Origin of the sequence: Heyndrickxia oleronia (assembly GCF_017809215.1) — a bacterium.
GTDB lineage: Bacteria > Bacillota > Bacilli > Bacillales > Bacillaceae_C > Heyndrickxia > Heyndrickxia oleronia.
Map to the genome: position 1 here is coordinate 4,391,908 of NZ_CP065424.1, position 23,533 is coordinate 4,415,440.

General features: G+C 34.3%; 20 protein-coding genes. 4 read left to right on the forward strand and 16 right to left on the reverse strand.

Features of this window, described 5'->3' with window-relative positions; translation table 11 throughout:
- Positions 1-9: 9 nt before the first annotated feature.
- The 9 genes from I5818_RS22155 to I5818_RS22195 all read right to left on the reverse strand — a co-directional run bounded on the left by I5818_RS22155 (position 10) and on the right by I5818_RS22195 (position 12,457).
- Entirely contained in the window at positions 10-1,674 is a 1,665-nt protein-coding gene (locus I5818_RS22155) for a thiamine pyrophosphate-binding protein (protein WP_078109386.1), read from the reverse strand.
- Entirely contained in the window at positions 1,658-2,851 is a 1,194-nt protein-coding gene (locus I5818_RS22160; protein ID WP_058003116.1) for an LL-diaminopimelate aminotransferase, read from the reverse strand. The genes I5818_RS22155 and I5818_RS22160 overlap by 17 nt, the downstream gene beginning before the upstream one ends.
- 213 nt (positions 2,852-3,064) lie before the next feature.
- Positions 3,065-4,654 carry a Na+/H+ antiporter NhaC family protein gene (locus I5818_RS22165; protein WP_078109387.1) on the reverse strand — a complete coding sequence of 530 codons (1,590 nt, stop codon included), beginning with the start codon at positions 4,652-4,654 and terminating at the stop codon, positions 3,065-3,067.
- 158 nt (positions 4,655-4,812) lie between these two features.
- On the reverse strand, positions 4,813-5,898 hold the full coding sequence (locus tag I5818_RS22170; RefSeq protein ID WP_071975620.1) for a DUF871 domain-containing protein: 1,086 nt from the start codon (positions 5,896-5,898) through the stop codon (positions 4,813-4,815).
- 100 nt (positions 5,899-5,998) lie between these two features.
- Positions 5,999-6,307, reverse strand: coding sequence for a PTS lactose/cellobiose transporter subunit IIA (locus tag I5818_RS22175; protein WP_058003119.1), 309 nt, complete (start codon positions 6,305-6,307; stop codon positions 5,999-6,001).
- Between the two features lie 20 nt (positions 6,308-6,327).
- A complete protein-coding gene (locus I5818_RS22180; protein WP_078109388.1) occupies positions 6,328-7,629 on the reverse strand; it encodes a PTS sugar transporter subunit IIC in 1,302 nt (433 codons plus the stop codon).
- A 24-nt stretch (positions 7,630-7,653) separates the two neighbouring features.
- Positions 7,654-7,956: a PTS sugar transporter subunit IIB gene (locus I5818_RS22185; RefSeq protein ID WP_058003121.1), complete on the reverse strand. Its 303-nt coding sequence runs from the start codon at positions 7,954-7,956 to the stop codon at positions 7,654-7,656.
- A 399-nt stretch (positions 7,957-8,355) separates the two neighbouring features.
- Complete coding sequence (locus tag I5818_RS22190) at positions 8,356-10,998, reverse strand: sigma-54-dependent transcriptional regulator (protein WP_078109389.1); 2,643 nt, start codon at positions 10,996-10,998, stop codon at positions 8,356-8,358.
- Positions 10,999-11,128: 130 nt separating this feature from the next.
- Positions 11,129-12,457, reverse strand: a complete 1,329-nt coding sequence (locus tag I5818_RS22195) for a polysaccharide biosynthesis protein (RefSeq protein WP_078109390.1) — start codon at positions 12,455-12,457, stop codon at positions 11,129-11,131.
- Positions 12,458-12,719: 262 nt separating this feature from the next.
- Between I5818_RS22195 and I5818_RS22200 the strand changes: the two genes are divergently transcribed.
- Entirely contained in the window at positions 12,720-13,301 is a 582-nt protein-coding gene (locus I5818_RS22200) for a biotin transporter BioY (protein ID WP_078109391.1), read from the forward strand.
- Positions 13,302-13,379: 78 nt separating this feature from the next.
- Here I5818_RS22200 and map read toward each other — a convergent pair whose 3' ends face one another.
- Positions 13,380-14,123, reverse strand: a complete 744-nt coding sequence (gene map / locus I5818_RS22205) for a type I methionyl aminopeptidase (RefSeq protein ID WP_071976378.1) — start codon at positions 14,121-14,123, stop codon at positions 13,380-13,382.
- Positions 14,124-14,374: 251 nt separating this feature from the next.
- On the opposite strand from map, the gene I5818_RS22210 reads away from it, so the two are divergent.
- Positions 14,375-14,818 (forward strand): C40 family peptidase, encoded by a 444-nt coding sequence (locus I5818_RS22210; RefSeq protein WP_058003126.1) that lies wholly within the window; start codon positions 14,375-14,377, stop codon positions 14,816-14,818.
- Between the two features lie 543 nt (positions 14,819-15,361).
- On the opposite strand, the gene I5818_RS22215 is transcribed toward I5818_RS22210, so the two are convergent.
- Positions 15,362-15,895, reverse strand: coding sequence for an RNA polymerase sigma factor (locus tag I5818_RS22215; protein WP_058003127.1), 534 nt, complete (start codon positions 15,893-15,895; stop codon positions 15,362-15,364).
- A gap of 504 nt (positions 15,896-16,399) precedes the next feature.
- Here I5818_RS22215 and I5818_RS22220 point away from each other — a divergent pair.
- Together I5818_RS22220 and I5818_RS22225 are read left to right on the forward strand one after the other, a co-directional pair.
- Entirely contained in the window at positions 16,400-16,978 is a 579-nt protein-coding gene (locus tag I5818_RS22220) for a hypothetical protein (RefSeq protein ID WP_139358065.1), read from the forward strand.
- Positions 16,979-17,304: 326 nt separating this feature from the next.
- Positions 17,305-18,861 (forward strand): ABC-F family ATP-binding cassette domain-containing protein, encoded by a 1,557-nt coding sequence (locus tag I5818_RS22225; protein ID WP_078109393.1) that lies wholly within the window; start codon positions 17,305-17,307, stop codon positions 18,859-18,861.
- 392 nt (positions 18,862-19,253) lie between these two features.
- On the opposite strand, the gene I5818_RS22230 is transcribed toward I5818_RS22225, so the two are convergent.
- The 5 genes from I5818_RS22230 to I5818_RS22250 form a co-directional block, all read right to left on the reverse strand.
- Positions 19,254-20,315: a DUF4097 family beta strand repeat-containing protein gene (locus tag I5818_RS22230; RefSeq protein WP_078110776.1), complete on the reverse strand. Its 1,062-nt coding sequence runs from the start codon at positions 20,313-20,315 to the stop codon at positions 19,254-19,256.
- Complete coding sequence (locus I5818_RS22235) at positions 20,315-20,869, reverse strand: DUF1700 domain-containing protein (RefSeq protein WP_071976382.1); 555 nt, start codon at positions 20,867-20,869, stop codon at positions 20,315-20,317. The genes I5818_RS22230 and I5818_RS22235 overlap by 1 nt, the downstream gene beginning before the upstream one ends.
- Positions 20,856-21,185 carry a PadR family transcriptional regulator gene (locus I5818_RS22240; protein ID WP_058003131.1) on the reverse strand — a complete coding sequence of 110 codons (330 nt, stop codon included), beginning with the start codon at positions 21,183-21,185 and terminating at the stop codon, positions 20,856-20,858. Before I5818_RS22240 ends, I5818_RS22235 begins: the two co-directional genes overlap by 14 nt.
- A 154-nt stretch (positions 21,186-21,339) precedes the next feature.
- Complete coding sequence (locus tag I5818_RS22245) at positions 21,340-22,479, reverse strand: DEAD/DEAH box helicase (protein WP_058003132.1); 1,140 nt, start codon at positions 22,477-22,479, stop codon at positions 21,340-21,342.
- 350 nt (positions 22,480-22,829) lie between these two features.
- The gene (locus I5818_RS22250; RefSeq protein ID WP_058003133.1) at positions 22,830-23,495 is read right to left on the reverse strand and encodes a DUF2642 domain-containing protein; all 666 of its coding nucleotides are present in this window, start codon (positions 23,493-23,495) and stop codon (positions 22,830-22,832) included.
- Positions 23,496-23,533: the final 38 nt, after the last annotated feature.

The window sequence follows — 23,533 nt, forward strand, 5'->3', positions numbered from 1 at the left end:
CCTTTTTGCTTATAAATTTTCACGTATATCTTTTATCGTTTTTGTCGTAGAGATTTGCGCCCTGTCCATCTCAATTTCGATGACAGTAGGCTTAGATGAATGCATCGCTTCTCGTAAAGCCTTTTTAAATTCCTCTTTTGTCCTAGCTTTTACACCATTTGCATTCAAAGACTGGGCTAATCCACTAAAATCTATATCCCCTAGATCAGTTCCGCTAACTTTAGTAGGATAGTGAATTTCTTGATGCATACGAATGGTTCCATACATTCGATTGTTAAATACGAGACTAATGACCGGTATATTGTAACGTGAGGCCGTTTCTAATTCCTGGACAGTCATCATCATCCCGCCATCCCCAGATAAAGAGACGACTGTACGATCTGGGTGTGCTAGCTTAACACCAATGGCTGCTGGCAAACCGTACCCCATTGCTCCTGATGTTGGACCAATATAGGTTCCCTTCCTATGAAACTGATAATACGAATGTAGCCATCCTGCAAAATTACCTGCATCATTCGTAATAATAGCGTTCTCCGGAAGATTTTCCTGTAATAATTGTATGACATCAAAATTAGTTAGTTTTTCACTTTTGCCATTATTCATTATTAAAGTTGTTTCAATATAAACCTGGTGGCATCGATCCACCCATTTTTGCCATGTTGGTTGCACCTGGATGCCTTGGAAAGCGAATAATGCATTTTTTGCATCTGCTACGATCCCTACTTCTGGGGGATAAACATTCCCAAGCATATCTGCACTGATGTCAATATGAATTAATGTTTGTTCTGAGGAGAGTAATGTGTAATCTTGAGTTGTGACTTCGGATAGACGTGTACCTATAGCAAGAATTACATCTGCTTCATTTACAGTTTGAAGTATTCCTTTAGCAGTTCCTAAACCTAAATGGCCGACATATAGAGGATGATTATTAGGAAAAACATCATGTCTCCTAAAAGCGGCTGCAACTGGTAAATAATATTTTTCCGCGAAGTCGATGAGCTCCTGCTCACCTTTCGAATGAATAATGCCACCCCCCGCAATAATAAGTGGTTTCCTTGCATTATTTAATATATGTTCAATTTGAGCTAACTCAGTCTTAGCTGGAACAGGTTTTGGCACATTCACCTTTGACCCAAAAGCCATTTCGCAATTTTCCTTTAATATATCTTCAGGTAAAGAAACGACAACTGGTCCTGGTCTTCCCGTTTGGGCTATTCGAAATGCTCGCTGTACCAATTCAGGGATTCTTTCAGCATCATTAATTTCGACAGTCCACTTGGCAATATGACCAAAAAACTGATCCAAGTCTACCTCTTGAAATCCTTCACGACCACGAAATTTACTGTGAACCTGGCCTAAGAATACAACCATAGGAGTCGAATCTTGATATGCTGTATGAACACCAATTGCTAAATTTGCCCCACCTACCCCACGGGTTGCCATCACCACTCCGGGTTTTCTCGTTGCTTTTGCAAAACCCTCCGCCATAAATGACGCTCCACCTTCATGTCTCGTAGAAATTAAATCTATAGTTGGTTCGTCATATATTGCATCTAATACTGGCAAATAGCTTTCTCCTGGTACACAAAACACCTTTGTTATTTCTTCGATTTTCATACATTCGATGATTGCTTGTGCAGCTCCCATTACTTTCTTTTTAATGGTTAGGGGCATGTTTTGTCACCTCAAGGTTCAAGGATTTTATTCTTTTGACTGCTTCATCAAGACGCTCAGTTGGAACGGATAAGGAGATACGAAAATAACCTTCACCAGATGGCCCAAATGAATTTCCCGGTGTAATAATGACACCCGTTTCCTCCAATACCATTTCAGCAAATTGACTGGAAGAAAAACCACTCGGTACTGGTGCCCAAATAAAGAATGATCCTCTTGGCTTTTCTACATGGATTCCAATACTTTTTAAGGCTTCAAGCATTTTTTCCAACCGTTCATTATAAATCGCATTATTTTGTTCGACCGCATGATAATCACTTGTTAATGCTTCAGCTGCTGCTTTCTGAATCGGTAAAAATTGACTGGTGTCTATATTACTCTTTACATTCGATAGCGCACGGATAATCTCCGAATTCCCCACCGCGTACCCAATACGCCAACCAGTCATATTAAAACTTTTGGACAGAGAGCCGAATTCTATTGCTATTTCTTTTGCACCTTCAACTTGTAATATACTTGGGGCTTTAAATTGATCAAACGTGACTAAACCATAAGCAGAATCATGGATGACACCGATTTGGTGTTTTTTTGCGAAGGCAACTGCTTCTTCAAACACATCTAATTCAACAGTTGCGGCGGTAGGATTTCCTGGGTAGTTCAAAAACATAAGCTTTGCCTTTTCACAAACAGATGGAGGCAATTGTGAAAAGATAGGGCGGTAATGGTCTTGCGCATCAAGTGGTAAATCTATACACTGCCCGCCGGCAAGATAAGTGGCTGTTCGATAAACAGGATAGCCAGGATCAGGAATAAGTGCTGCATCTCCCGGATCGATCATTGCTGGTATAACATGAGCAATTCCTTCCTTCGAACCAACGAGAGTAAGAATTTCGGTAGTAGGATCTAGATCCACCTCATATTGCTGTTTATAGAAGGAAGCTACTGCCTCTCTGAATTCTTGGCAACCTGCGTATCCAGAGTATTTAAAATTACTTGGATCTTGTAACTCCTTTATTAATCGGTCTACAATAAAATTTGGTGTTGGCAGATCAGGTGCACCGATTCCTAAATCAATAACGTCCACCCCTTCTTCCTGCAATCGTTTCTTTTTTTCATCAATAACCGAGAACAAATAAGGTGGCAACCCTTGAACCCTTTTGGAGACAAACGAAGACATTTCATTCCCCTCTTTCCATATACAATTCACTACATTTCATTATATGAAATACAGTTTCATATATTACAAGGTTCATTATATGATAGCGTTTACATTTTATCAATATTTATTTTGAATTTTCTAAATAGTAGTCCTTTTATACTAGTATCCTCATATTGCTCCTCAAAAAGGAAAAACTGACTCGTACTCTTGAGTCAGTTTTCAATGGAATTTTTATGTTTTAGATGACATTCCATCTCCATTTACTGTAAAATCCTCACCCTTTTTCATAAAAAACGCAAATAGAATTAGGAGAACCATCACGGTAGCAAGACCTGCAATGGTGCTACTTGTTATCCCAATAACTAGATAACCAAAGCCAGCTATTCCTGCAGAAGTTAATGCATAAGGTAACTGAGTCATAACGTGATCCATATGATTACTCCCTGCACCTGTAGATGAAAGAATTGTTGTATCTGAAATCGGTGAACAGTGGTCACCAAATACGGCACCAGCTAAGACAGCAGCCATTGTAGGTAGTATGATGGATACATCTGTAACAGCAGAGATTTCACCCGCAATCGGCAATAGAATTCCGAATGACCCCCAGGAGGTTCCAGTCGCAAAAGCGATTAATCCAGCAATGATGAACATGATAAAAGGTAAAAAGGTTACATTCATATTCATGCTTTTTACTAAACCGGCTAAGTATTTTCCCGTTTCTAATTGGCCAATTAAATCGACGATAATCCATGCAAAAATTAGTATTAAAATCGCTGGAACCATAGATTTTACTCCTTCTTTTAACCCTATAAAGAAGAGCTTAGACTCGACAGTCTTTTTCTTAAAGCTGTGATTAAAAAAGTATCCAAGAGTAATAACTAACCCAACTATTCCTCCAAAAAAAAGGGATTTAGCAACATCTGCATTTTCAAAGATCGTCATTAAATTGTTACTTCCATTTGATGCTGAAGATCCTGTCCAAAGCATCATAATAACAGTGGAGATGATCAATGTAATTAATGGCCAAATTAGACTACCAACTGTTCCTTTATCGCTAATTGGAATTACTTCCTTCATTTCTCCAGGAGCAGTTTTATTTGGATCAAATACTTGCCCTGTATTCATTGCACGATCTTCATGTTTTTTCATTGGACCAAATTCTATTCCCCGAAGGGCAATAATAAAAACAAGCGCTAAAGCTGACCATACATAGAGATTCATCGGAATCATTTTTAAAAATGCAGTTAAAGGAGCAATATCTGAAATGCTGTGTGCGGTTAAAACAGAGCCAATAATCCCAATAATATAGGCACCCCAACTTGAAATAGGAGCAATGACACAAACTGGTGCAGAGGTAGAGTCAATAATATAGGCGAGCTTTGCTCTCGAAACGCGATGTAAATCGGTAATTGGTCTAGATACTTGCCCAACTGCAAGGGCATTAAAGTAATCATCAATAAAAATAACTACGCCAAAAATCGCAGCCATCATTTGAGCACCAGCTCTTGTTTTTACACGTTTCATTGCCCATTCACCAAAAGCGCGTGCACCACCAATTATTGTAATAAAAGCAGTTATAACACCAAGGATAATAACAAATAATTCTATAAAAATATTCCATGTATTTAATTGACCATCTACCCAAAAAATAGCTTTTAGCGCTTCCCATAATGTTGATAATGTATTTAAAATATTGCCTTCTGCTAACAACAGTGCCGCTGTTACAATTCCAATTCCTAATGACAATAATACCTTTCGAGTTAAAATAACCATTAAAATAGCAATTAGCGGTGGTAACAATGAATAAATTGAATTCTCCATTCTTTTCCTCCCCCGTTTTTTAATTAATCGATGAAACCTCCTTTTTAATATTTTTAGATTATTTAGTCTAATCAGAATTCATTATATTTATTTCTTTATCCTTCTGTCAAATCACGAAAAACTAAAAGGAGCTATCTCACACAGATAGCTCCCAGTTCTTATGATTTTTTTTCAACTAACTTAAACTTTTGCCAAGGTTCGATTTTATTCAAAAGAAACAACTCTTCTTCAGCAATATTTCCTATAATATTTGACTTCCCTTCATTCTCCATTTCTTTTAAAGCAATATGTAATTCCCCTTTATATCTTTCGTATAGGTCATTATCAATTGTTACATGACCACGTTTAATTAATTCTGTATGATGTGCAGGAAATGCTTCCTTTTTAAACTCTATTCTACTCTCTGTTGAGCGAATCACATAGGCAGAAACATCTCCACGATTAATATGTGTTCGTTCCAGTGCTATTTTTCTTTCTACCTGTGATATGCCTGATTGAAATTGTATGCTCAGCTCTAGGAGATAACGATTTAAACGACCGAGCTGACTTAATTCTTCCTCCGATGCAAAAGCATTCCCAATAATTAAATCATCAATGACACCAGTATTAAACAAATCCTTCGCTTGTACGATAATCGGCAAATAACGATGTTCCTCTAATGTTGGGAGTCCTTCTTGGACTGGCCATGGCCCATAATTTGCATGTGAAGAGGATATCATAGCTGCTGTTCGAATTCCATGCTCTTTATATTGCTTTGAGCATTTTAGAAAATGCTCGCGTGATAAGCCCGTGTATTTTCTAGGATAAAAATTATGACAACCAATCAATGCATGCTTATTCGGTGAGTACGAAAGGATTTGCTCTAAGTATTTTGTTCCTTGACTCACATTCAATTCAATCTTTAAACCATACTCGTTCATCGACATGATGCTTTCCTCTAAACCAGAAAAACCTAAATCAAGACGTAAACCTGAAAGACCAAGTTCCTTAAAGTATCCTAAATCCTTATAAGAAAGCTGCAAATCTTGAAAAACACTTGGACTAACATCAGCAATCACTTCATAACCAAGTTTTTGTGCCCTACTTAATAAGTTTTTCATTTGTTTAACATCTTTTTCTTCGCTAACTGACATTAAACAGGTAAAGAGTCTTGAAAAACCATGGGAACTAGCTCGTTCTAAATAATCAAATTGTTCCTTTTCCGTTCCATATTGTGGGTAAATGGATATTCCTAATTGTCTCATTATCAATTCCCCTTTCGTATTTAATACTTTCTACTTTCTAATCATTTATAGAAAAGAAGAGAGGGTATCACTCTACCCTCACTTCCACGTTCGACACTATTTATTGATTCATAGACTCATATAGCTCAACAAACTCTTTTGCAAGATCCTTAAATGTAATGGCGTTCATTAAATGATCCTGAGCATGGACAAGAAGTAAAGTTACCTCGGCACGATTCCCTCTTGCTTCATTTTGAATTAATGATGTTTGCACATGGTGTGCCTCTAATAATTCCTTCTCTGCTTTTGTAATAAGCTCATAGGCCGTACTAATATTCTTTGCTTTTGCTGCTTGAATTGCCTCGACAGCATCACTTTTTGCATTCCCACTATGCGTAATGATCGTCATTACAATTTGTTCTACATTCATTATATGATCTCCTTTGCTGTCTATTTCGCTTGTTGGATGGGCTCTGCTTGGTTTTTTTGCTTTTCACTTTTCAAGAATGCTCGTTCAGCCATTTTCACAAATGGGATATAAATAATTATAGATACCAATAGATTAAATGCTGCCAAAACTCCACCTTTCCAGGAAGCTGAGGTTATGATTCCTCCAATGATTGGTGGTGTCGTCCAAGGAAGAAATACAACAGTTTTCGGAACAAGTCCTGTGGCAATTGATACATAACTAATAATCGTTAATAGAATAGGTGTTAAAATAAACGGAATAAATAAAATCGGATTTAATACAATTGGTAATCCAAATACAACTGGTTCATTGATGTTAAAAAGCCCAGGGGCTACAGATAACTTAGATAAGTTATAATATTGCTTTTGTTTACGCCCTACCAAGATTATAGCTAATAGCAAACCAATTGTAGTACCTGATCCACCTAAAAGAACAAAGCCGTCAAAGAATGATTTCGTAACAATATTTGTTATTTCTGTTCCTGCTTTAAATGCAGCAATATTATCATTAATTGCTGGCAAATAAACCGCTTGCATCAATGGCTCTATAATATTGGATCCGTGTAAGCCAAAGAACCATAAAACATGAATAATAACTGCAACTAATATTGCCGACCATAATGTATTTGCCATTTTTGAAATAGGTGCTTGAAGAGCATCATATAATGCTTGGTGTATATCAGGCATTCCTAGCTTTACAGTTATCACTTTCAAAAGTCCAAAAATCGTTAATGTGATCATTGCAGGAAATAATGCGGCAAATGATTTCGATACTGCTGGAGGTACTCCATCTGGCATTTTAATAACTAATTTAGGATTCCCTAAAAGTCTAGTAAAAATCTCTGTTGAAACTAATGCGACAAAAATAGCGACAAAAAGTCCTAATGCCCCTGCCCATGATAGTGGTAATCCACCATCCTTTGTTGTCGCCATAATTGATAGCAAGGCAGCTACAGATACAACCCCCGAGGAAAGTCCATCCTTATCATATGACTTAGCTAAATTATAAGCGATTGTAAACGCGACTAGTATTGAAACAATTGCAAAAGTACCTTGCCATAAAACTCCACCAAACATGGTCCAGTTTTCCCCAAAAATAGACTTCATGAAGTTCTGATAGGCTTTAATTGGCAAGTTATTAAATAATGTTGCAAACGATCCTAAAATCATTAATGGCATAATGGCAACGAATCCATCACGTATAGCAACTAAGTGTCTTTGTGCACCAATCCGTCCTGCAACAGGAACAAAATATTTCTCTAAGAACTGAATAAGATTATTCATCCATTTCTCCCCCTTATCCCCTACCTATAATAATTGTAGGGCTTTAGTAAGCACTGCATCCCCGTTCATTGTTCCATAGTCAATGCTATCAATCACTTGAACTGGTATTCCCTTCCCATCTAGCTGCTTTTCAAGTTTCCCCTTTAAAAATCGTACTTGTGGTCCCAGAAGTAAAACATCAATCTCTTCAAAATGATTCTTCGCTTCTGCCTCTGCCACTGCAAATATTTGTATTTCTTCCCCTTTTTCTACTGCTGCTTTTTCCATTTTTGTTACAAGTAGACTGGTAGACATTCCAGCTGAGCAAACTAACATAATTTTTTTCATGTTGTTTTTTCCCCCTTAATCTAATAGCGCTTTCATTTTATGAAGGCTCTTTTCTCAAAAATAGTTGCTAATAAGTAAAGTTTTAATGAATTTCTATCGGTTGAGGAACGCTACACCTTCATTTCACAGAGAAAGGAGCGGCAAACTCCATCGGACCGCTAAATCCTTTATTAGGTGTAATATCCGGCAGTTTTTTTTACAAAAGCAACAAATTATACGAGAACAGCCTTTTTGAATAATAAATCTATAGAACCTGAATGAGTGGTTTCACCTCCTATATTTAATTAATATGCAAAAACTGTGCCAACTTAAATTTGACGAAACTCCTTATTCTATCGCCAAAAAGAAAAACACAAATATGTAATGATGATTACACACTTGTGTTTTTAATTACACACATTATGATTTCCTATTTTCAATAAACATCTGACATAAATAAGCTGTTTCTGATTCCGATAATATAAAATCAAACTCTTTTTCAAGATCCCTTAACGTTTCTTTTACAACGCTCATTTCTCTAGCATATTTTTTTCTAAAACCAGAAAAATCATCAAATTGACGAACAACTTGCTTTAATTTCATGTTTTCAATTAAAAAAATAAGATGGATAATGATTCCTTTATCTACCCCATCTTCAAGGGTTATCATTAATTTACGTTCTATTTCGTTTACTAATTTCCTAAGTCGCTGAATTAACTGCTGAACATGTGGGATAGTGGAAATATGCCCTTCGAGAGACTGGGCCATTTTCTGGTATGGTTCTTCATCCTCAATTAATTTTTCTATTTCTTTAAATTTATTTTTATGAAACACATCGATGGCAGAAAAAAAGGGAATATCATCATACTGAAAATGGACAGTACCTACGATTGCTAAAATATCATATTGTTCGGAGATCTGTCCGACTTTTTCCGTGAATGCATGGCGATTGAGAAACTGAATAGATAGAATTTCGATGTTTTTTCCTTTTACTAGATCAACTAATCTAGTTTTCAATTTCAATGCAACACCTTCGCCCGTAAAACAAGCAGTAATAATCGCCTTTTTTAAAGGTTTTTCTCGGGATTTAGATGTACTAAATTTATAATCGAATAATTGCTGACAGCTTTGGTAAATATCCTCCAGGCTTCTTCCCAACGAAGCTTTACGCACAGCCTCCATCACAATTGGTGTACTTGTCATTGATATTGTTTTTGTTTTCACACCTGTTTCTTCAAAAATCATGTTTCCAAAAGAAGATAATGATCCCATATCAACTAGAAATAATACTCCCTTTGTTGGATTCAACTCGATGACAGTATTTTTTACTCGTTCATACATTTCCCGAACTTCCATTGATAGCGGCATATCTAAGGCTTTCCCTTGCTGAACACCTAATAAATCCTGTACAGTTTGTAACATACTTGAGGCAGTAGATTTCCCATGCATCATCACAATAATTCCTACATTCTGCCCTTGTTGATGCATATTTTCCTCAATATCGGCAGCAAGGAACATTGTAATAAAGCCAATTTCATCTAGTGGAATTTCAACATTTAATTCATTTTCAATCATTTGAGCAATCTCAATAGAAACTTTAAATTCCTTCGAGTATTTCTTTCTTATTTCATTTAAATTAGGATGAAATACAGTCTGGAATTGTTTAATCCGTTCAATTGACCCCTGTAAATGTAAAGCAAAAGCAAACTTCATTTTATTGCTGAAACTCCTAACTAATTCACCCTCGGCAAAGCTGTAGATTTTTTCAGTTATCCCCCAAATTTGTTCATCAACGACTTCATTAACTCCAACCTCAGGAAGCTTATCTAAATAACGATTGAAGTATTGGTCAATATCGACAAGTAACTCCTTTTTAATATCCGCATCGCTTCGTCCATCTTGATGTAATTGATGCAATTTACTCTCAATTACATCATAAAAATTGTCATCCTCATCTCTCATTTCACTATCTGACTCTTGATCATGAAATTTAAATATTTCCTGATCACTTCCGATTAATCGATCCATTTTTTCACGGAAATCCTTAGTATCAAGCAAGCCTTTTTGAACATGGATAGGTAAGTCCATCTGTGTAATATTTAAATATTGAATTTGATTGGACTTATAATTGAGAAATGCTTTTGCACAGGATAATTTCAAATCACGCTGCAGCTGACCGATATTCGCAGATGCATGGTAAATTAATAAGGCACTCAAAGCTCTTCGATCCACATAAATGGTTTCATTTAATCTTTTGGACTCAAGGATTAGAAAATGTTCAATCAATTGAAACCTTTCCTCTAAATTTCGATCATCTAAAGATGGCAACGTAATGGACATAGGAATTCTTCTAGTAAAAGTCTCCAGTAAAAAAGATTCAGGATTCTCGGTTGTGGCTCCAATAATTTGTACCGAAGCTTTACGTAAATGATCACTTTCTCCTAATCTTCTAAACTCCCCTTTATCGATAAAGGTAAATAACATTTCTTGTCCTTCATGTGGCAGTCGGTGTATCTCATCGAGAAACAATATACCACCATCACATTTTTCAAGTAACCCGGGTCGGTCTGAATCAGCTCCAGTATATGCACCTTTTTTCACTCCAAAAATATGTCCATATAAAAGCTGAGGATTCTGTGAATAATCTGCACAATTAAACGTAATAAAAGGCGCATGATTCTCTAAAATATTTGACTCAACTGCATACTCATACATGCATTCGGCAAATAATGATTTACCCGTTCCTGTTTTTCCAAGAATTAAAGTGTGTAATCCTCTTGGTGGATATAATATAGCCGCTTGAGCTTGCTGAACAGCTATTTTTAAACTTCCATTTGCACCAATTAATTGTCGAAAAGGATAGTTTTGTCGCTTTCCTTTGTTAACAACACGATAAAGAATAGGTTTTCCACTTTGCTTTTCTATACTTTTTTCCTTATAAAGTTCATTTAAATACCTACTAACATTGGCCCGATCGAGATTGAGTTCATCGGCAATTTGTTGAGCTGAGAAGCTCTCATTAGAATTTTTAAGAAAGGCTAAAATTTCATCTTTTCTGCTCAATCTGTTCACCTCCTGTCTCTGTAATTGTTTGGCTCCATTATTCTAATCAGATAATTATATTAATTTTAACGTTTATTTGAATGCGTTTCCATATATATTATAAAAGTCCTAGATTGCTTTTAAAAGTTTATTAAAAGGATTGTTTTACAGGTTTTCTAAAAAATAATGATACGCCAATTTTTTTACATATTGTTACATAATGCATGAGCATAACAAGTAAAGCTCCTGTATTCATCCCAAGTATAATACCAATCATATTAAATTCCTGTTGAGATCCAAGAATAATCATCATTATAAACATCACAACCGTAGACCAAACAAAATGAAGAAGCGTATCTTTAATTAAACCAATTCCTATTAAAAAAGCTTGCATAGGAATAGCGAAAAAGTGAAATAAAAAATATGGCCAGAGAAGTTTTAGGTACATAGGGGCAATATCTGAATCAAAAAACATATGGGTAAGTGGCTCTGCAAAAATGTGAAAAATAATGACAGCTGGTATTCCATAAACAAATGTCATCAATATAACCTGCTGCAACAGGCTTCTTAGCTTAGCAAAATCCCTTTTAGCATATGCCTCAGATACAGTTGGAATTAATACAGTAGAAAGAGAATGAGCAATGAACGCTGGAAAAAAACCGATACTAAAAGCCACCCCTGTTAATAATCCGAAATGCTCAATCGCCATTGTTCCTGAAAATCCAGCTTTCATTAAAGCTGCTTTTATCAGAAAAGGTTGGATTGCATGGGAAATAGAGTGAGTGATTCTCATTCCAGTAGTCGGTAGTGAAACCGACATGAGACTTTTCCGCACAGATTTACCCGTAAGTCTTACAGCGCTTTTATGTTTTATTAACTTAAATTGTAAAAAGAAGGTATGGATTAAATAAACAAAAACAATCAGTTCACTTCCGATTAATGTACAAAGAGCAATCAAAATAGCCTTGTCTAATTCGAATTGAAATAAATTATATACAATCACAAGTAAAGTTAATTGAACAATTCTTCTCAAAAAATTTGCTATTGCAATCTTTCCCATATGTTGTACTCCCATAAAGTAGCCCCTAGCTACTGAGGAAAAGGATACTAGTGGAATCAACACAATTACTAGTCCACGTATATATGGATGATAGTGATTAAATACGGGAAGTATTGGCAAAATGGCAAGTGCTAAAATAACTAGGACGATTGTAAATAACACCGTAAATCGGATCGCATGCTGGAGCATACTTAAATGATACTTGTCTTCTTTTTCAGCAATAAACTTTGAAATGGAAACAGGTAATTCCATACTTGCTAATACAACAATAAAAAAGATAACCGGTAATATAGACATATATAAACCCATGCCTACTTCTCCTAGTTCATTTGCCAAAACCATATTTATAAAAAACTCAACACATTCACCAATAAATGCTACAACTACCAACAAAAATGTCCCTTTAAAAAAAGAAGTCATACTGTCTCTCCTATCTAGTAAAAACTCATCCTAATTCATGATATGAGACAAGTACTGAGAATATTTAATCCTTTTTTAAAATCTCTTTATAAGGCTTCCCCCCACCTTTAATATACAAAGAATCTCAATAAATAATTTCTCATAAACCGGAGTCAAAAATTTTATTAACTTCTCTATTATGTAAACCTATATAATATTCCAGTTGACATATTTCCTCCCTTTCATTATTCTTTTTTATAGTAGATAAAAAGGGGATGAACTAATGAAATTTCGTGCCATTGATATTTGTTATATTGGTTTATTTACAGCATTTATGATGATTGGAGCGAATATCACTTCTATTATTCCATTTATGGTAATAGGCGGGGTTCCTATTACATTACAAACCTTTTTCGCCATTCTCGCAGGAGCAATCCTTGGAAGCAGATTAGGAGCAATATCAATGATTGTCTATACTATTGTAGGGCTTGCTGGTGCACCTGTTTTTGCAAGATTCAGTGGTGGAATAGGAGATATAGTCAGTCCAACTTTCGGATTTATTGTTTCATTTATTTTTACAAGTTACATAGTTGGCAAGATTATTGAGAAGAAACCAACATTTCTTATGTTCATAACAGCATCACTTATTGGATTAGTCGTCAACTATATTATTGGTACAAATTGGATGTACTTTGCTTATCAATTATGGGCAGCAGCTCCAGACGGCTTTACTTACAAAATTGCATGGTTATGGATGGCTGCACCACTTCCAAAAGATATTATCCTTTCTATCTGTGCAGGTTTATTTGCAATGCGCCTACATCGAACAATAAAAATCCGACAATTTTCTGTACCAGCAAAATAACACAAAAAGGAGCTAGCATTTCAAAATGCAGCTCCTTTTTTTCTTTATAGGTTAAAGAAGATTCTTGAACTTATTTGACTATAACGTCAATATTATTGGTTTTTCTTTCGTGACGATAATAGTATGCTCAACCTGAGCAACCAAGCTTCCATCAGGAGTTTTGTATGTCCACCCATCATCCATCTCAACTACTTCCTCAGCACCAGTAGAGATAAAGGGTTCAAAAGCTATTACCATTCCATCCTTTAATAAATCATTATCCCAAGGCTCGTAATAGTTCATAATATAATCCGGCTTTTCATGAAGTGCTCGTCCAACCCCATGACCTGTTAAATTTAGGATGACATTAAAACCACTTCTTTTTGCCTCATTCATTACTGCCTTACCAATTTGATTTTGCTTTGAACCAGCCTTAATTTTTGCAAGTCCTTTTTGAAATGCCCGTTGAGCACAATTACATAGTTCTTCTAATTCGGGACTTGATTCTCCTACCACAAAAGAAATACCTGTATCTGCGTAGTAGCCATTCCAAGATCCTGAAACATCAATGTTAACCAAATCTCCATCCATTATCATACGATCACTTGGGATACCATGTGCCACTTCATCATTTACACTGATGCATGTATAACCAGGAAAGTCATATTCACCTTTTGGTCCAGAAATTGCACCATGACTTTCAAATAATTGACCTGCTCTTTCATCTAATTCCTTAGTTGTTACACCAGGCTTCGTTAATGATTTTAATTCATCACGTATTTCCGCTACAATTTTACCGATTTTTTTTAAAGCTTCTAAATCCTTCTCATTTTTTACAATCATTTGATCTTTCCTTTCAAAAAAAGTACATAGTCCCTTTTCATTATATAAAAAAAGATTTCATAATCCAAAGTTCCACTCTACCGACAACGAATAGCCTTATTTTTTTCCAATAAAAGGGAGAAACCTCATGCTATAGGTTTACCTTTGTAACATTTCTGTAATATTTGTTTAAAACAACTGTAAAAAATATTTCGACAATTATCTGTTATATTATCAATAGTAGACAAAAAACGACTGAGGTGGCCAAATTAATGAAACGTATCGGATCCATTGTTATAACAATCGCCCTAGCAATTTTACTAATTTTACCATTCCAATCTGCAAACGCTGCAGAATTTTCTCCAGATGATCTTATTAAAGAAGCGAAAAAACATATTGGAACACCATACAAATGGGGTGGCGTTACGCCAAGTGGATTTGACTGCTCAGGTTTCGTCTATTATTCTTTCAATAAAATGGGTATTACTTTACCCCATTCTTCCGCAGCCATATATAATAAGGGGGAAAAAGTTAGTAAATCAGAACTCAAACCTGGTGATCTAGTATTTTTCAACACAAGCGGCTCAGGAATTTCTCATGTATCAATTTATATAGGCGATAATCAGATCATTCACTCCGTGGATAAAGGTGTGAAAATAGACAAATTAAACAGCTCTTATTGGAAAACAAGATATGTTGGAGCGAAGAGATTATAGTTGATAAAGCAGCGATATACGCTGCTTTTTTTTAATACAGCTTCATTGAATAATAGTTGAATTTCTTATTTATATAGACGCAATAGTTAAGAAAAAGTTTCATTTTTAAACAAAAAAATTTCTAAAGTGTGATATTACATTCGTTCTACACTAGCCTTACTTTTATTATATGAAGCTCTTTCTTCAAAAGTTCATATTATCTGCAAAAAAATTATAGATACTTTTCAACTTATTTCACCAAATTTGCATAAATTATTAGTGTCATACAAAAAAATGAATTAACAAAGGTATTAAAAGCCGTCAATAAGATGTCTAATTAATCTAAACGCTATTCGAAAAGGCCAGATAATTATTTCTGGTATCCACGATAATAGATCTAAAACAATATCCCAAAATGTATAGTGTTCATTTTTAATTTTTTTCTGTTGTTTTCTGCTTTTTCTCAATTTTTCATCACTCTTTTTATGATTAATCTAACTAGACTTGGAACAAGCATCATACAGAGTTTTCAAATGTTATCGTCAAGAACTCAACCGAATTTCTTTAATATATTCCCACTACTTTTCTTCGTAATCGTTCCTTTCCTCTTTTAAGGTGAGTCTTTACCGTTGATAATGGCATAGACGTTCGTTGTGATATATCTTTCATACTACAATCATAAAAATAATATAGTAGTAATGACTGTTGGTATCGGCTCGGAAGTTCATTAATTTTCTTTATTAAATTTTCATGTAAAACTTTCTCTAGTACCATTTTTTCTGTTTCATCCTGTACTTCATTTTGTTCAATTACATCCATTTTTTCTTCTAAGTATCGGTACTTTACTTTCTGTCTTTTCCATTCATCCTTACATTTATTTAAAGCTATTTTAAATAACCAATTTTTAAACGATGAACGGTGTTCAAAGGAATCATATCCAATATATGCAGCTATGAGCGTTTCTTGATATATATCCTCTGCCAATTCCCAATGTTTCATTAGCGAATATATATAATTTAAAAGTGCTTTACCATGTGTGATAACAAAGTTTTCTATATCTATATTTTTCTGTTGTTCACGATCTATTATTCTATCCATACCCTAAGATTCTCTCCTTAGTATTTGTAATCTTTTTTCTCATTATAAAGATCCATCTTTAAAATAAAAGAAACTGTTTCTTAAGTTTTCCTTAAATATATCTTTAAAATTTTTTAATAAAAATGAAACGAAAAAGAAATTACCTTTCATTGTTAATTGTGTTAATCTTATCTAAAAGAATCAATATTTATAAAAATAGGATAAATATACTTTTCTATTCAGATTGAGTAAGGAGCTTTCTCATACCACTCTCTACATGTTGAATGCTGGAAATAGGCTTGCTCCATACGATGACTTCAATGACAAATCATACTACGAAAATGAATTAAATAACTCAGTCTTAGGTCTTAAAGATAATTACTGCGATAGTTCGTATTCTATCTGGAATAAATGAGATAAGATACCAATAAAGGGGAAAAATCATGAAGTTCTTACAATTTAAAAGAGTCTTTAAAGCAAGATGTTCCCTTCCTATATTTCAATTCTACATAGGAGGAAAATTGTGTGGAGCAACGTAAAATTTATTTATTACTAACCGATACTGGTACAATGTTTACAAGAATGATAAAGCTTTTTACTCAAGAACCACTTAACCACGCTTCATTAGCCTTTGATGATAATCTGGTTGAGGTATATAGCTTTGGCAGAAAAAATATGAGAAACCCTTTTATTGGAGGGTTTGTAAAAGAAAATATTCGTACGGGTCTCTTTAAACATGCTAAATGTGCTATTTATAGTTGTACTGTTTCTGAAAAGCAATACCAAGAAATGAGAAGAAAAATCATAAATTTTGAAAATAATAAGCAAAACTATAAATATAATCTTATTGGGCTTATTGGAGTCCTGTTTAATATAGAAATTGAGAGAAAAAATGCCTATTTCTGCTCTCAATTTGTTGCATCAGTGTTAAAAGATTCGGGTGTCGTTCTCATTAATAAGCCTTTAGCCTTCGTTACTCCAAGTGATTTAAAAGCAACCTCGCCCTTTCAACTAGTTTATGAAGGAAAATTAAATTTCTATTTTTCCACAACTGAGATGAACCAAAATTCAAACAATCAGCCACTTTTATTAAAAACAATGTAATGATTATCTATCTAAAGAAAGCATAAAACCATTAGAATGTTCTCTATTGTTTTTATGCTCTTTTTATTTTTTATTGGGCTCTTTCCTAAAATATTATTGCTACTTTAGAATTCTTTTTAAAAGCCTATTTTTCTAACAAAGGCATAAACACCTTTAACCATCTGCAACGAAATCAAATAGTTCTTCCTTTAACTCTTATTAACACTCTATCGATACGACAATATTTTCTAGGTCGATCCCTAAAAAAATAACTTTCAATCCTACTCCTTTATTAGTTATAATTTTTATATGTGAAATAAGAAACTGATTGAAAAAGGTGTATATAGATGAGTATTTTAACAGTAAAAGATTTGAGTCACGGTTTTGGTGATCGTGCTATTTTTAATAATGTGTCATTTCGTTTGTTAAAAGGAGAACATATTGGGTTAGTTGGAGCCAACGGTGAAGGTAAATCTACGTTTATGAATATCATTACAAGAAAGCTACAGCCCGATGAAGGAAAGGTTGAGTGGGCAAAAAAAGTCCGTGTCGGTTACTTGGACCAGCATGCGGTCCTGAAAAAAGGAATGACCATGAAGGATGCTTTAAAAGGTGCATTTCAATATTTATTCGACCTTGAAACAGAAATGAATGGACTCTATGAAAAGATGGGTGAAGCCACACCGGAAGAATTAGAGAAGATGCTAGAAGAAGTGGGAACCATTCAAGACATTTTAACTAACAATGATTTTTATATCATTGATGCCAAAATTGAAGAAATTGCAAGAGGACTTGGACTTGACGACATCGGACTTGATCGAGATGTTCAGGATTTGAGTGGTGGACAACGGACAAAAGTGCTTCTCGCAAAACTACTTCTTGAAAAACCAGATATCTTGCTTCTTGATGAGCCAACTAACTATCTAGATGAGCAGCATATTGAATGGCTGAAGCGCTATTTACAAAACTATGAAAATGCTTTTATTTTAATTTCACATGATATTCCATTCTTAAATAGTGTTATTAATTTAATTTACCATATGGAAAATCAAGAATTAAACCGATATGTTGGTGACTATGATGATTTCATGAAGGTATATGAAATGAAGAAACAACAATTAGAATCTGCCTATAAAAAGCAGCAACAAGAAATTTCTGAACTAAAAGATTTTGTAGCAAGAAATAAGGCGAGAGTTTCAACCAGAAATATGGCAATGTCACGTCAGAAAAAGCTAGATAAAATGGAAGTTATTGAATTGGCTGCAGAAAAACCAAAGCCAGAGTTCCGCTTTAAAGAGGGACGTACATCCGGAAAAATGATATTTGAAGCAAAGGACTTAGTTATTGGTTATGATGAACCACTTTCAAGACCATTGAACCTTCAAATGGAACGTGGCCAAAAGATTGCTCTAGTTGGTGCTAATGGTATTGGAAAAACAACATTGTTGAAAAGTATACTAGGAGAAATTAAACCTCTATCTGGTTCAGTTGAGCGTGGGGATTATCAATTAACAGGATATTTTGAACAAGAAGTTAAACAGGCAAATTATAATACTTGTATTGAAGAAGTGTGGAATGAATTCCCTTCCTTTACACAATATGAAGTTCGAGCTGCATTAGCAAAATGTGGATTAACGACGAAGCATATTGAAAGCAAAGTTGAGGTACTTAGTGGTGGAGAAAAGGCAAAGGTTCGTCTATGTAAATTAATTAACAAAGAAACAAATATCCTAGTACTTGATGAGCCGACAAACCATTTAGATGTCGATGCGAAGGACGAATTAAAACGTGCCCTCCAAGACTACAAAGGCAGTGTCCTTCTTATTTGCCATGAACCCGAATTCTACCAAGATGTCGTAACAGATGTATGGAACTGCGAAAACTGGACTACTAAGGTGTTTTGATCTGTAAACACCAAAAAAAGGTGTTTTGATCTGTAAACACCAAAAAAAGGTGTTTTGATCTGTAAACACCAAAAAAAGGTGTTTTGATCTGTAAACACCAAAAAAAGGTGTTTTGATCTGTAAACACCAAAAAAGGTGTTTTGATCTGTAAACACCAAAAAAAGGTGTTTTGATCTGTAAACACCAAAAAAGGTGTTTTGATCTGTAAACACTATACAAAAACTAATGACTAATTATAAAACACAGGAGGGAATAAATAATGGATTTTCCATTATTCATTCCCTCCTTATTTTAATTGTTATTTTAGGTAAAATGAAATGTGTAGCAATCCTCAGTCGATATTTATTAGTGATAACTTTACTTAAATAGCAACAATGTTTGAGAAAAGATCCTTATTTTAAAACAAAATCTCCCGATGTCGTTTTTACCTTTAATTGAATTGAACCGTCACCAATTTTACCTTTTATTTCATGTTCGTTTTTTTCAGTATAAGTTGCTCCAGAAACTTGAATTTTTCCACTACCTGATCCGCCATTAAAATCAATGGCAAAAGGATATGTCTGTTGCTTTGTTCTAACTTCAACTGTACCACTTGTTGATTCTAAATTCATATGACCAACTTGTTTATTAGGTCCAATCTCTATATCTCCAGAAGTGGCATTTCCAATAATAGTTCCACTAATATCATCAACAACGATGCTTCCAGATGTTGCTTTGATTTCTGATTCCTTTGCTAAAAGCTGATCAACATTGATATCCCCAGAAGTTGATTTTAGCTTTACTTTTTTTGCCTCATTGTTATTTACATTAATTTCACCACTTGCAACTTGAACAGATAATTGATTGGCAACTTTCACATCGTCATTTGTAATATCCCCGCTCGTCGCCTTCAAGAATAGATCTTCTGCCTGATTATTTGCTGCTTCAATTGTACCACTAGTTGATTCAATAACCAGTTTATTATTCACCTTACCATTTTTGACATTTACATCACCAGATGTTGCTTTAAAAGTTGCATTTTCAGCAGAAAAATCCTTTACATTTAATTCTCCTGATGAAGATTTTAAGTCTAATGATTGATACATCTTCTCAGGAATTTTTACATATAATTTTATACTGCTATAAAAAGTAACACCAACTCGAATTTTTTCCTTAACCTTAATATTAATACGGTCCCCATCATTGTCTACTTTTAATTTATACTGTCCTTTTTTTCTTATCGTTTCCTTTCCTAATAAATCAACTTGAACATCATCACTATTTGACGGTTCTAATAGGACATCCACAGATCCAGAATCAATTTGAATTTCTTTTATGTTTTTACCACTAATTGACTTCTTTTCACTCCACTCTTTCGGATGAAACAAAGAATCCTTATTTGCATATAAACTTGCTGTCGTGCCAATAATACCGATTATCAGTAAAATGATTGCCCCTAAAATCATTTTTTTCATTATGCCTTTCCCCCTTTAATTATCTTTACATTAAATTTTATATAGCGGAGAATAACGGAATAAAATAACTTTCCTATATTGATCATTGCAATACTTAAAAGTAACCCAATCGCACATAACACAATCGATACAAAAAATTGCAGTAAAAATAAATCAAATCCTGTAAATATTCCCCATGAAACGACTATTAAAGGAGCAACCGTCATCACAATTGCAGTCACACACAATCCAATATACACCCCAATAAGTCCTAGAACCGGCCCCAATAAAAAAACAATATTAAAAAAACTTAAACTAATCGTTGCAATCATCGCACGTGTAATATTTGGTACAGATCGATCCTTTTCTGCTGCACTTATCCGATACTCTGCTATTAAATCCTTGGCAATCATTTGTGGATCCCCTAGCTCCGAAACAACTTCTTCCTCCGTTTTTCCATTTTCAATCCCGATTGTAAAATGCTCTTCAAAATCATAAAGCATATCTTTTCGATCACGTTCAGGAACTTTCGATAGATAGCTTTCTAGACTTTTTATAAATTCATTTCTCCCCATTCGCCATACCCTCCGTTATAAATTGATTGACTGCCTCAGAAAATTGCCTCCATTGACTTATTAAATCAAACATATATTCAAGGCCTTTTGTTGTAATTGAATAGTACTTTCTTGGTGGTCCTTCAGTGGATTCTAATAAATAAGTGGTTAAAAGATCATCCTTTGTTAACCTTCTAAGTAAAGGATACAGGGTCCCTTCTGCAACTTCTATTTTACTGGATATATTTTGAGCTAACTCATAGCCATATTGATCCTTTTTAGAAATTAATATTAGAACGCATAGTTCTAAAACACCCTTTTTAAACTGGACATTCAAAAAATCCACCTCCTATAAATTAATATCAGCTACTGTACATTGTTCACTAGTAATAACTATATAATAATCGATACTACTGATTAATGCAAGGTACTGAATAATAAAAAAGCATCTACTGACAAAAAATGTGTAGATGCCTATTTCAAATGTATCATTAACCTCTCTGATCAACGATGTGTCCAGCATACAAATATTTTTGATTGACAGGCACTTCAAGTTCTCGACAAAACTGTTTTAACGTTCGTTCTTCTCGTAATGTAACAATCGAAATAACCGTTCCTGATTCCTGACCTAATCTTCCTGTTCTACCTGAACGATGAGTATATTGAGAAGTATTGTCCGGTAAATCAAAATGGATTACATATGGAAGATTGGCAATATCTAACCCTCTTGCCGCTACTTCAGTAGTAAAAAGTAGAGAATACTCACCAGACTGTAATTGACTAATTGCTTTCGCTCTAGCTTCTTTTTTCAATTCACTATGTAATTCTCCAACCAAGTGACCTTTATATTTCATTTTTTCTGCTATAACATTTAGCTTTCCAATATCGTTAAAAAATACAAGAGCTTGCATAGATTCTACTCTATTTAGTTTTGCTAATATCTCCATTTTATCTCTTTCTTCACATACAAAATAAATATGTTCAACTTTCTCTTTATTTTCGGAAGTCTTAATATTTATTATTTCTGGTTCTTTCATCAGCATCTGCGCCGTATGGATTGTTTGCTCCTGAAGTGTTGCCGAGAAAAGTAGAAGTTGCCTTTCACTTAATGTCGCTTTAATAATCCCAGTAATTGTTTGCATATTTTCTGAAGTAAGGAGTTGATCGCCTTCATCAAAAACGATCGTCTTTACTTCATGCATTTTTATTTTTTTTTGTTTTATTAATTCAAAAATTCGCCCAGGTGTTCCTACAATGATATGCGGCTTCTTTTTTAGCTTCTCTAATTGGCGTTTTACATTTGCACCACCAATAAATGATGCTGCCAATATCCCACTTCCAGAGGCCCAATTTTGAATTTCTTGAAGGATTTGCATCACTAGTTCCCTAGATGGGGCAAGAATAATTGTTTGTATATTTTTATTATCGGTATTTAGCTTTTCTAATAATGGAAGAACATAGGCTAATGTTTTCCCTGTTCCAGTCGGTGAACTAGCAATAACATCCTTGCCTTCCATTATTATCTCAGCAGTTTCCTTTTGGATGGCTGTAGGCTGATCAAATCCTGCAGTCTTCCATGTAACTTGAAAGTTTGGTTTTAAAGTTGATAAAAATGGCCAATTACTTGTCATATTGTTCTCCTTTAGTTCTATTTTCATTTTTTCTTAAGGCTATTTTCTTAAATATTGTTGCTATTCAACTAAAGTTTTAACGAATAACTATCGGCTGCTGAAGACTGCTACACCTTTCTTTTCACTGAAAAGAGCTGTAATCTCCATGAAAATCGTTGCATCCTTTTTTGGTGTAATAACCGGCAGTTGGACATTTACAAAAGCAACAAACTATAAAAACAGCCTTTCTTATAAATCAACACAAAGTTCACTTTATCATACACTACTAGAAGTTTATATGACAAATAAGGAAAGCAATCTTGCATTTTTAATCAACATATTGAGGTTATCTATTAAAGACGTCTGTCCCCTTATGGTAGATTTGCTGTTTTAATATGAGTAAATTTCCAATAAATAGCTTGGCCATTAGCAGTTATAAGTTCAATTATGTTATTTGAGACATTTTTTAATAATCCAATTTTCTCTGGATTATCTCCTAAATCCAGGACTATTAATTGCCCTTCATATTTTTTTAATTGTTCATCAAAAGATCTTGCTAAAGGAATACTTGCAGGAACAATTGGCAAATCTTTACTGCCTAAAGTATATGGTGTTAGTTGATTTGAATACGGGGTGAACCATTTTATATGCTGCATCGATATAAAAATAATTTTGTACACTGGGGAATAAAAAACAATGTAGTCATTTAAAACACTAGTAATATATCCGTGAATCGATTTGTTCCCCGTAACAAATAATTCTATGAACTGTCCTTTTGCATGATTTAATATTTTTCTATAGGAAATCGGTTCCGGTTCATTTATCATGAGTAAGGATTCTGGTGGTTCGCTTACTATTTCTTTTACTACTTTTTCCTTTAAGTGCTGAATGTGTAGTAGTGGAATATATAAAAATTTATTGCCAGTATAGATCACAATTATATCCAGTCCCTTATCAAGTAATAGACCTGATATGAGATTTTTTCCTGAAATTTCAACCTCAACCTCTTGATTAATTAATTGGTTAATTCCTGACAACTCTACATCCTCCTTTCAATAGATTGGTGCACTAGTCA

Excerpts from the sequence above, each read along its gene's own strand:
- I5818_RS22155 (WP_078109386.1), bottom strand. The coding sequence starts at position 1,674 with ATGCCCCTAACCATTAAAAAGAAAGTAATGGGAGCTGCACAAGCAATC.
- I5818_RS22160 (WP_058003116.1), bottom strand. The coding sequence starts at position 2,851 with ATGTCTTCGTTTGTCTCCAAAAGGGTTCAAGGGTTGCCACCTTATTTG.
- I5818_RS22165 (WP_078109387.1), bottom strand. The coding sequence starts at position 4,654 with ATGGAGAATTCAATTTATTCATTGTTACCACCGCTAATTGCTATTTTA.
- I5818_RS22170 (WP_071975620.1), bottom strand. The coding sequence starts at position 5,898 with ATGAGACAATTAGGAATATCCATTTACCCACAATATGGAACGGAAAAG.
- I5818_RS22175 (WP_058003119.1), bottom strand. The coding sequence starts at position 6,307 with ATGAATGTAGAACAAATTGTAATGACGATCATTACGCATAGTGGGAAT.
- I5818_RS22180 (WP_078109388.1), bottom strand. The coding sequence starts at position 7,629 with ATGAATAATCTTATTCAGTTCTTAGAGAAATATTTTGTTCCTGTTGCA.
- I5818_RS22185 (WP_058003121.1), bottom strand. The coding sequence starts at position 7,956 with ATGAAAAAAATTATGTTAGTTTGCTCAGCTGGAATGTCTACCAGTCTA.
- I5818_RS22195 (WP_078109390.1), bottom strand. The coding sequence starts at position 12,457 with ATGACTTCTTTTTTTAAAGGGACATTTTTGTTGGTAGTTGTAGCATTT.
- I5818_RS22200 (WP_078109391.1), top strand. The coding sequence starts at position 12,720 with ATGAAATTTCGTGCCATTGATATTTGTTATATTGGTTTATTTACAGCA.
- map (WP_071976378.1), bottom strand. The coding sequence starts at position 14,123 with ATGATTGTAAAAAATGAGAAGGATTTAGAAGCTTTAAAAAAAATCGGT.
- I5818_RS22210 (WP_058003126.1), top strand. The coding sequence starts at position 14,375 with ATGAAACGTATCGGATCCATTGTTATAACAATCGCCCTAGCAATTTTA.
- I5818_RS22215 (WP_058003127.1), bottom strand. The coding sequence starts at position 15,895 with ATGGATAGAATAATAGATCGTGAACAACAGAAAAATATAGATATAGAA.
- I5818_RS22225 (WP_078109393.1), top strand. The coding sequence starts at position 17,305 with ATGAGTATTTTAACAGTAAAAGATTTGAGTCACGGTTTTGGTGATCGT.
- I5818_RS22230 (WP_078110776.1), bottom strand. The coding sequence starts at position 20,315 with ATGAAAAAAATGATTTTAGGGGCAATCATTTTACTGATAATCGGTATT.
- I5818_RS22235 (WP_071976382.1), bottom strand. The coding sequence starts at position 20,869 with ATGGGGAGAAATGAATTTATAAAAAGTCTAGAAAGCTATCTATCGAAA.
- I5818_RS22245 (WP_058003132.1), bottom strand. The coding sequence starts at position 22,479 with ATGACAAGTAATTGGCCATTTTTATCAACTTTAAAACCAAACTTTCAA.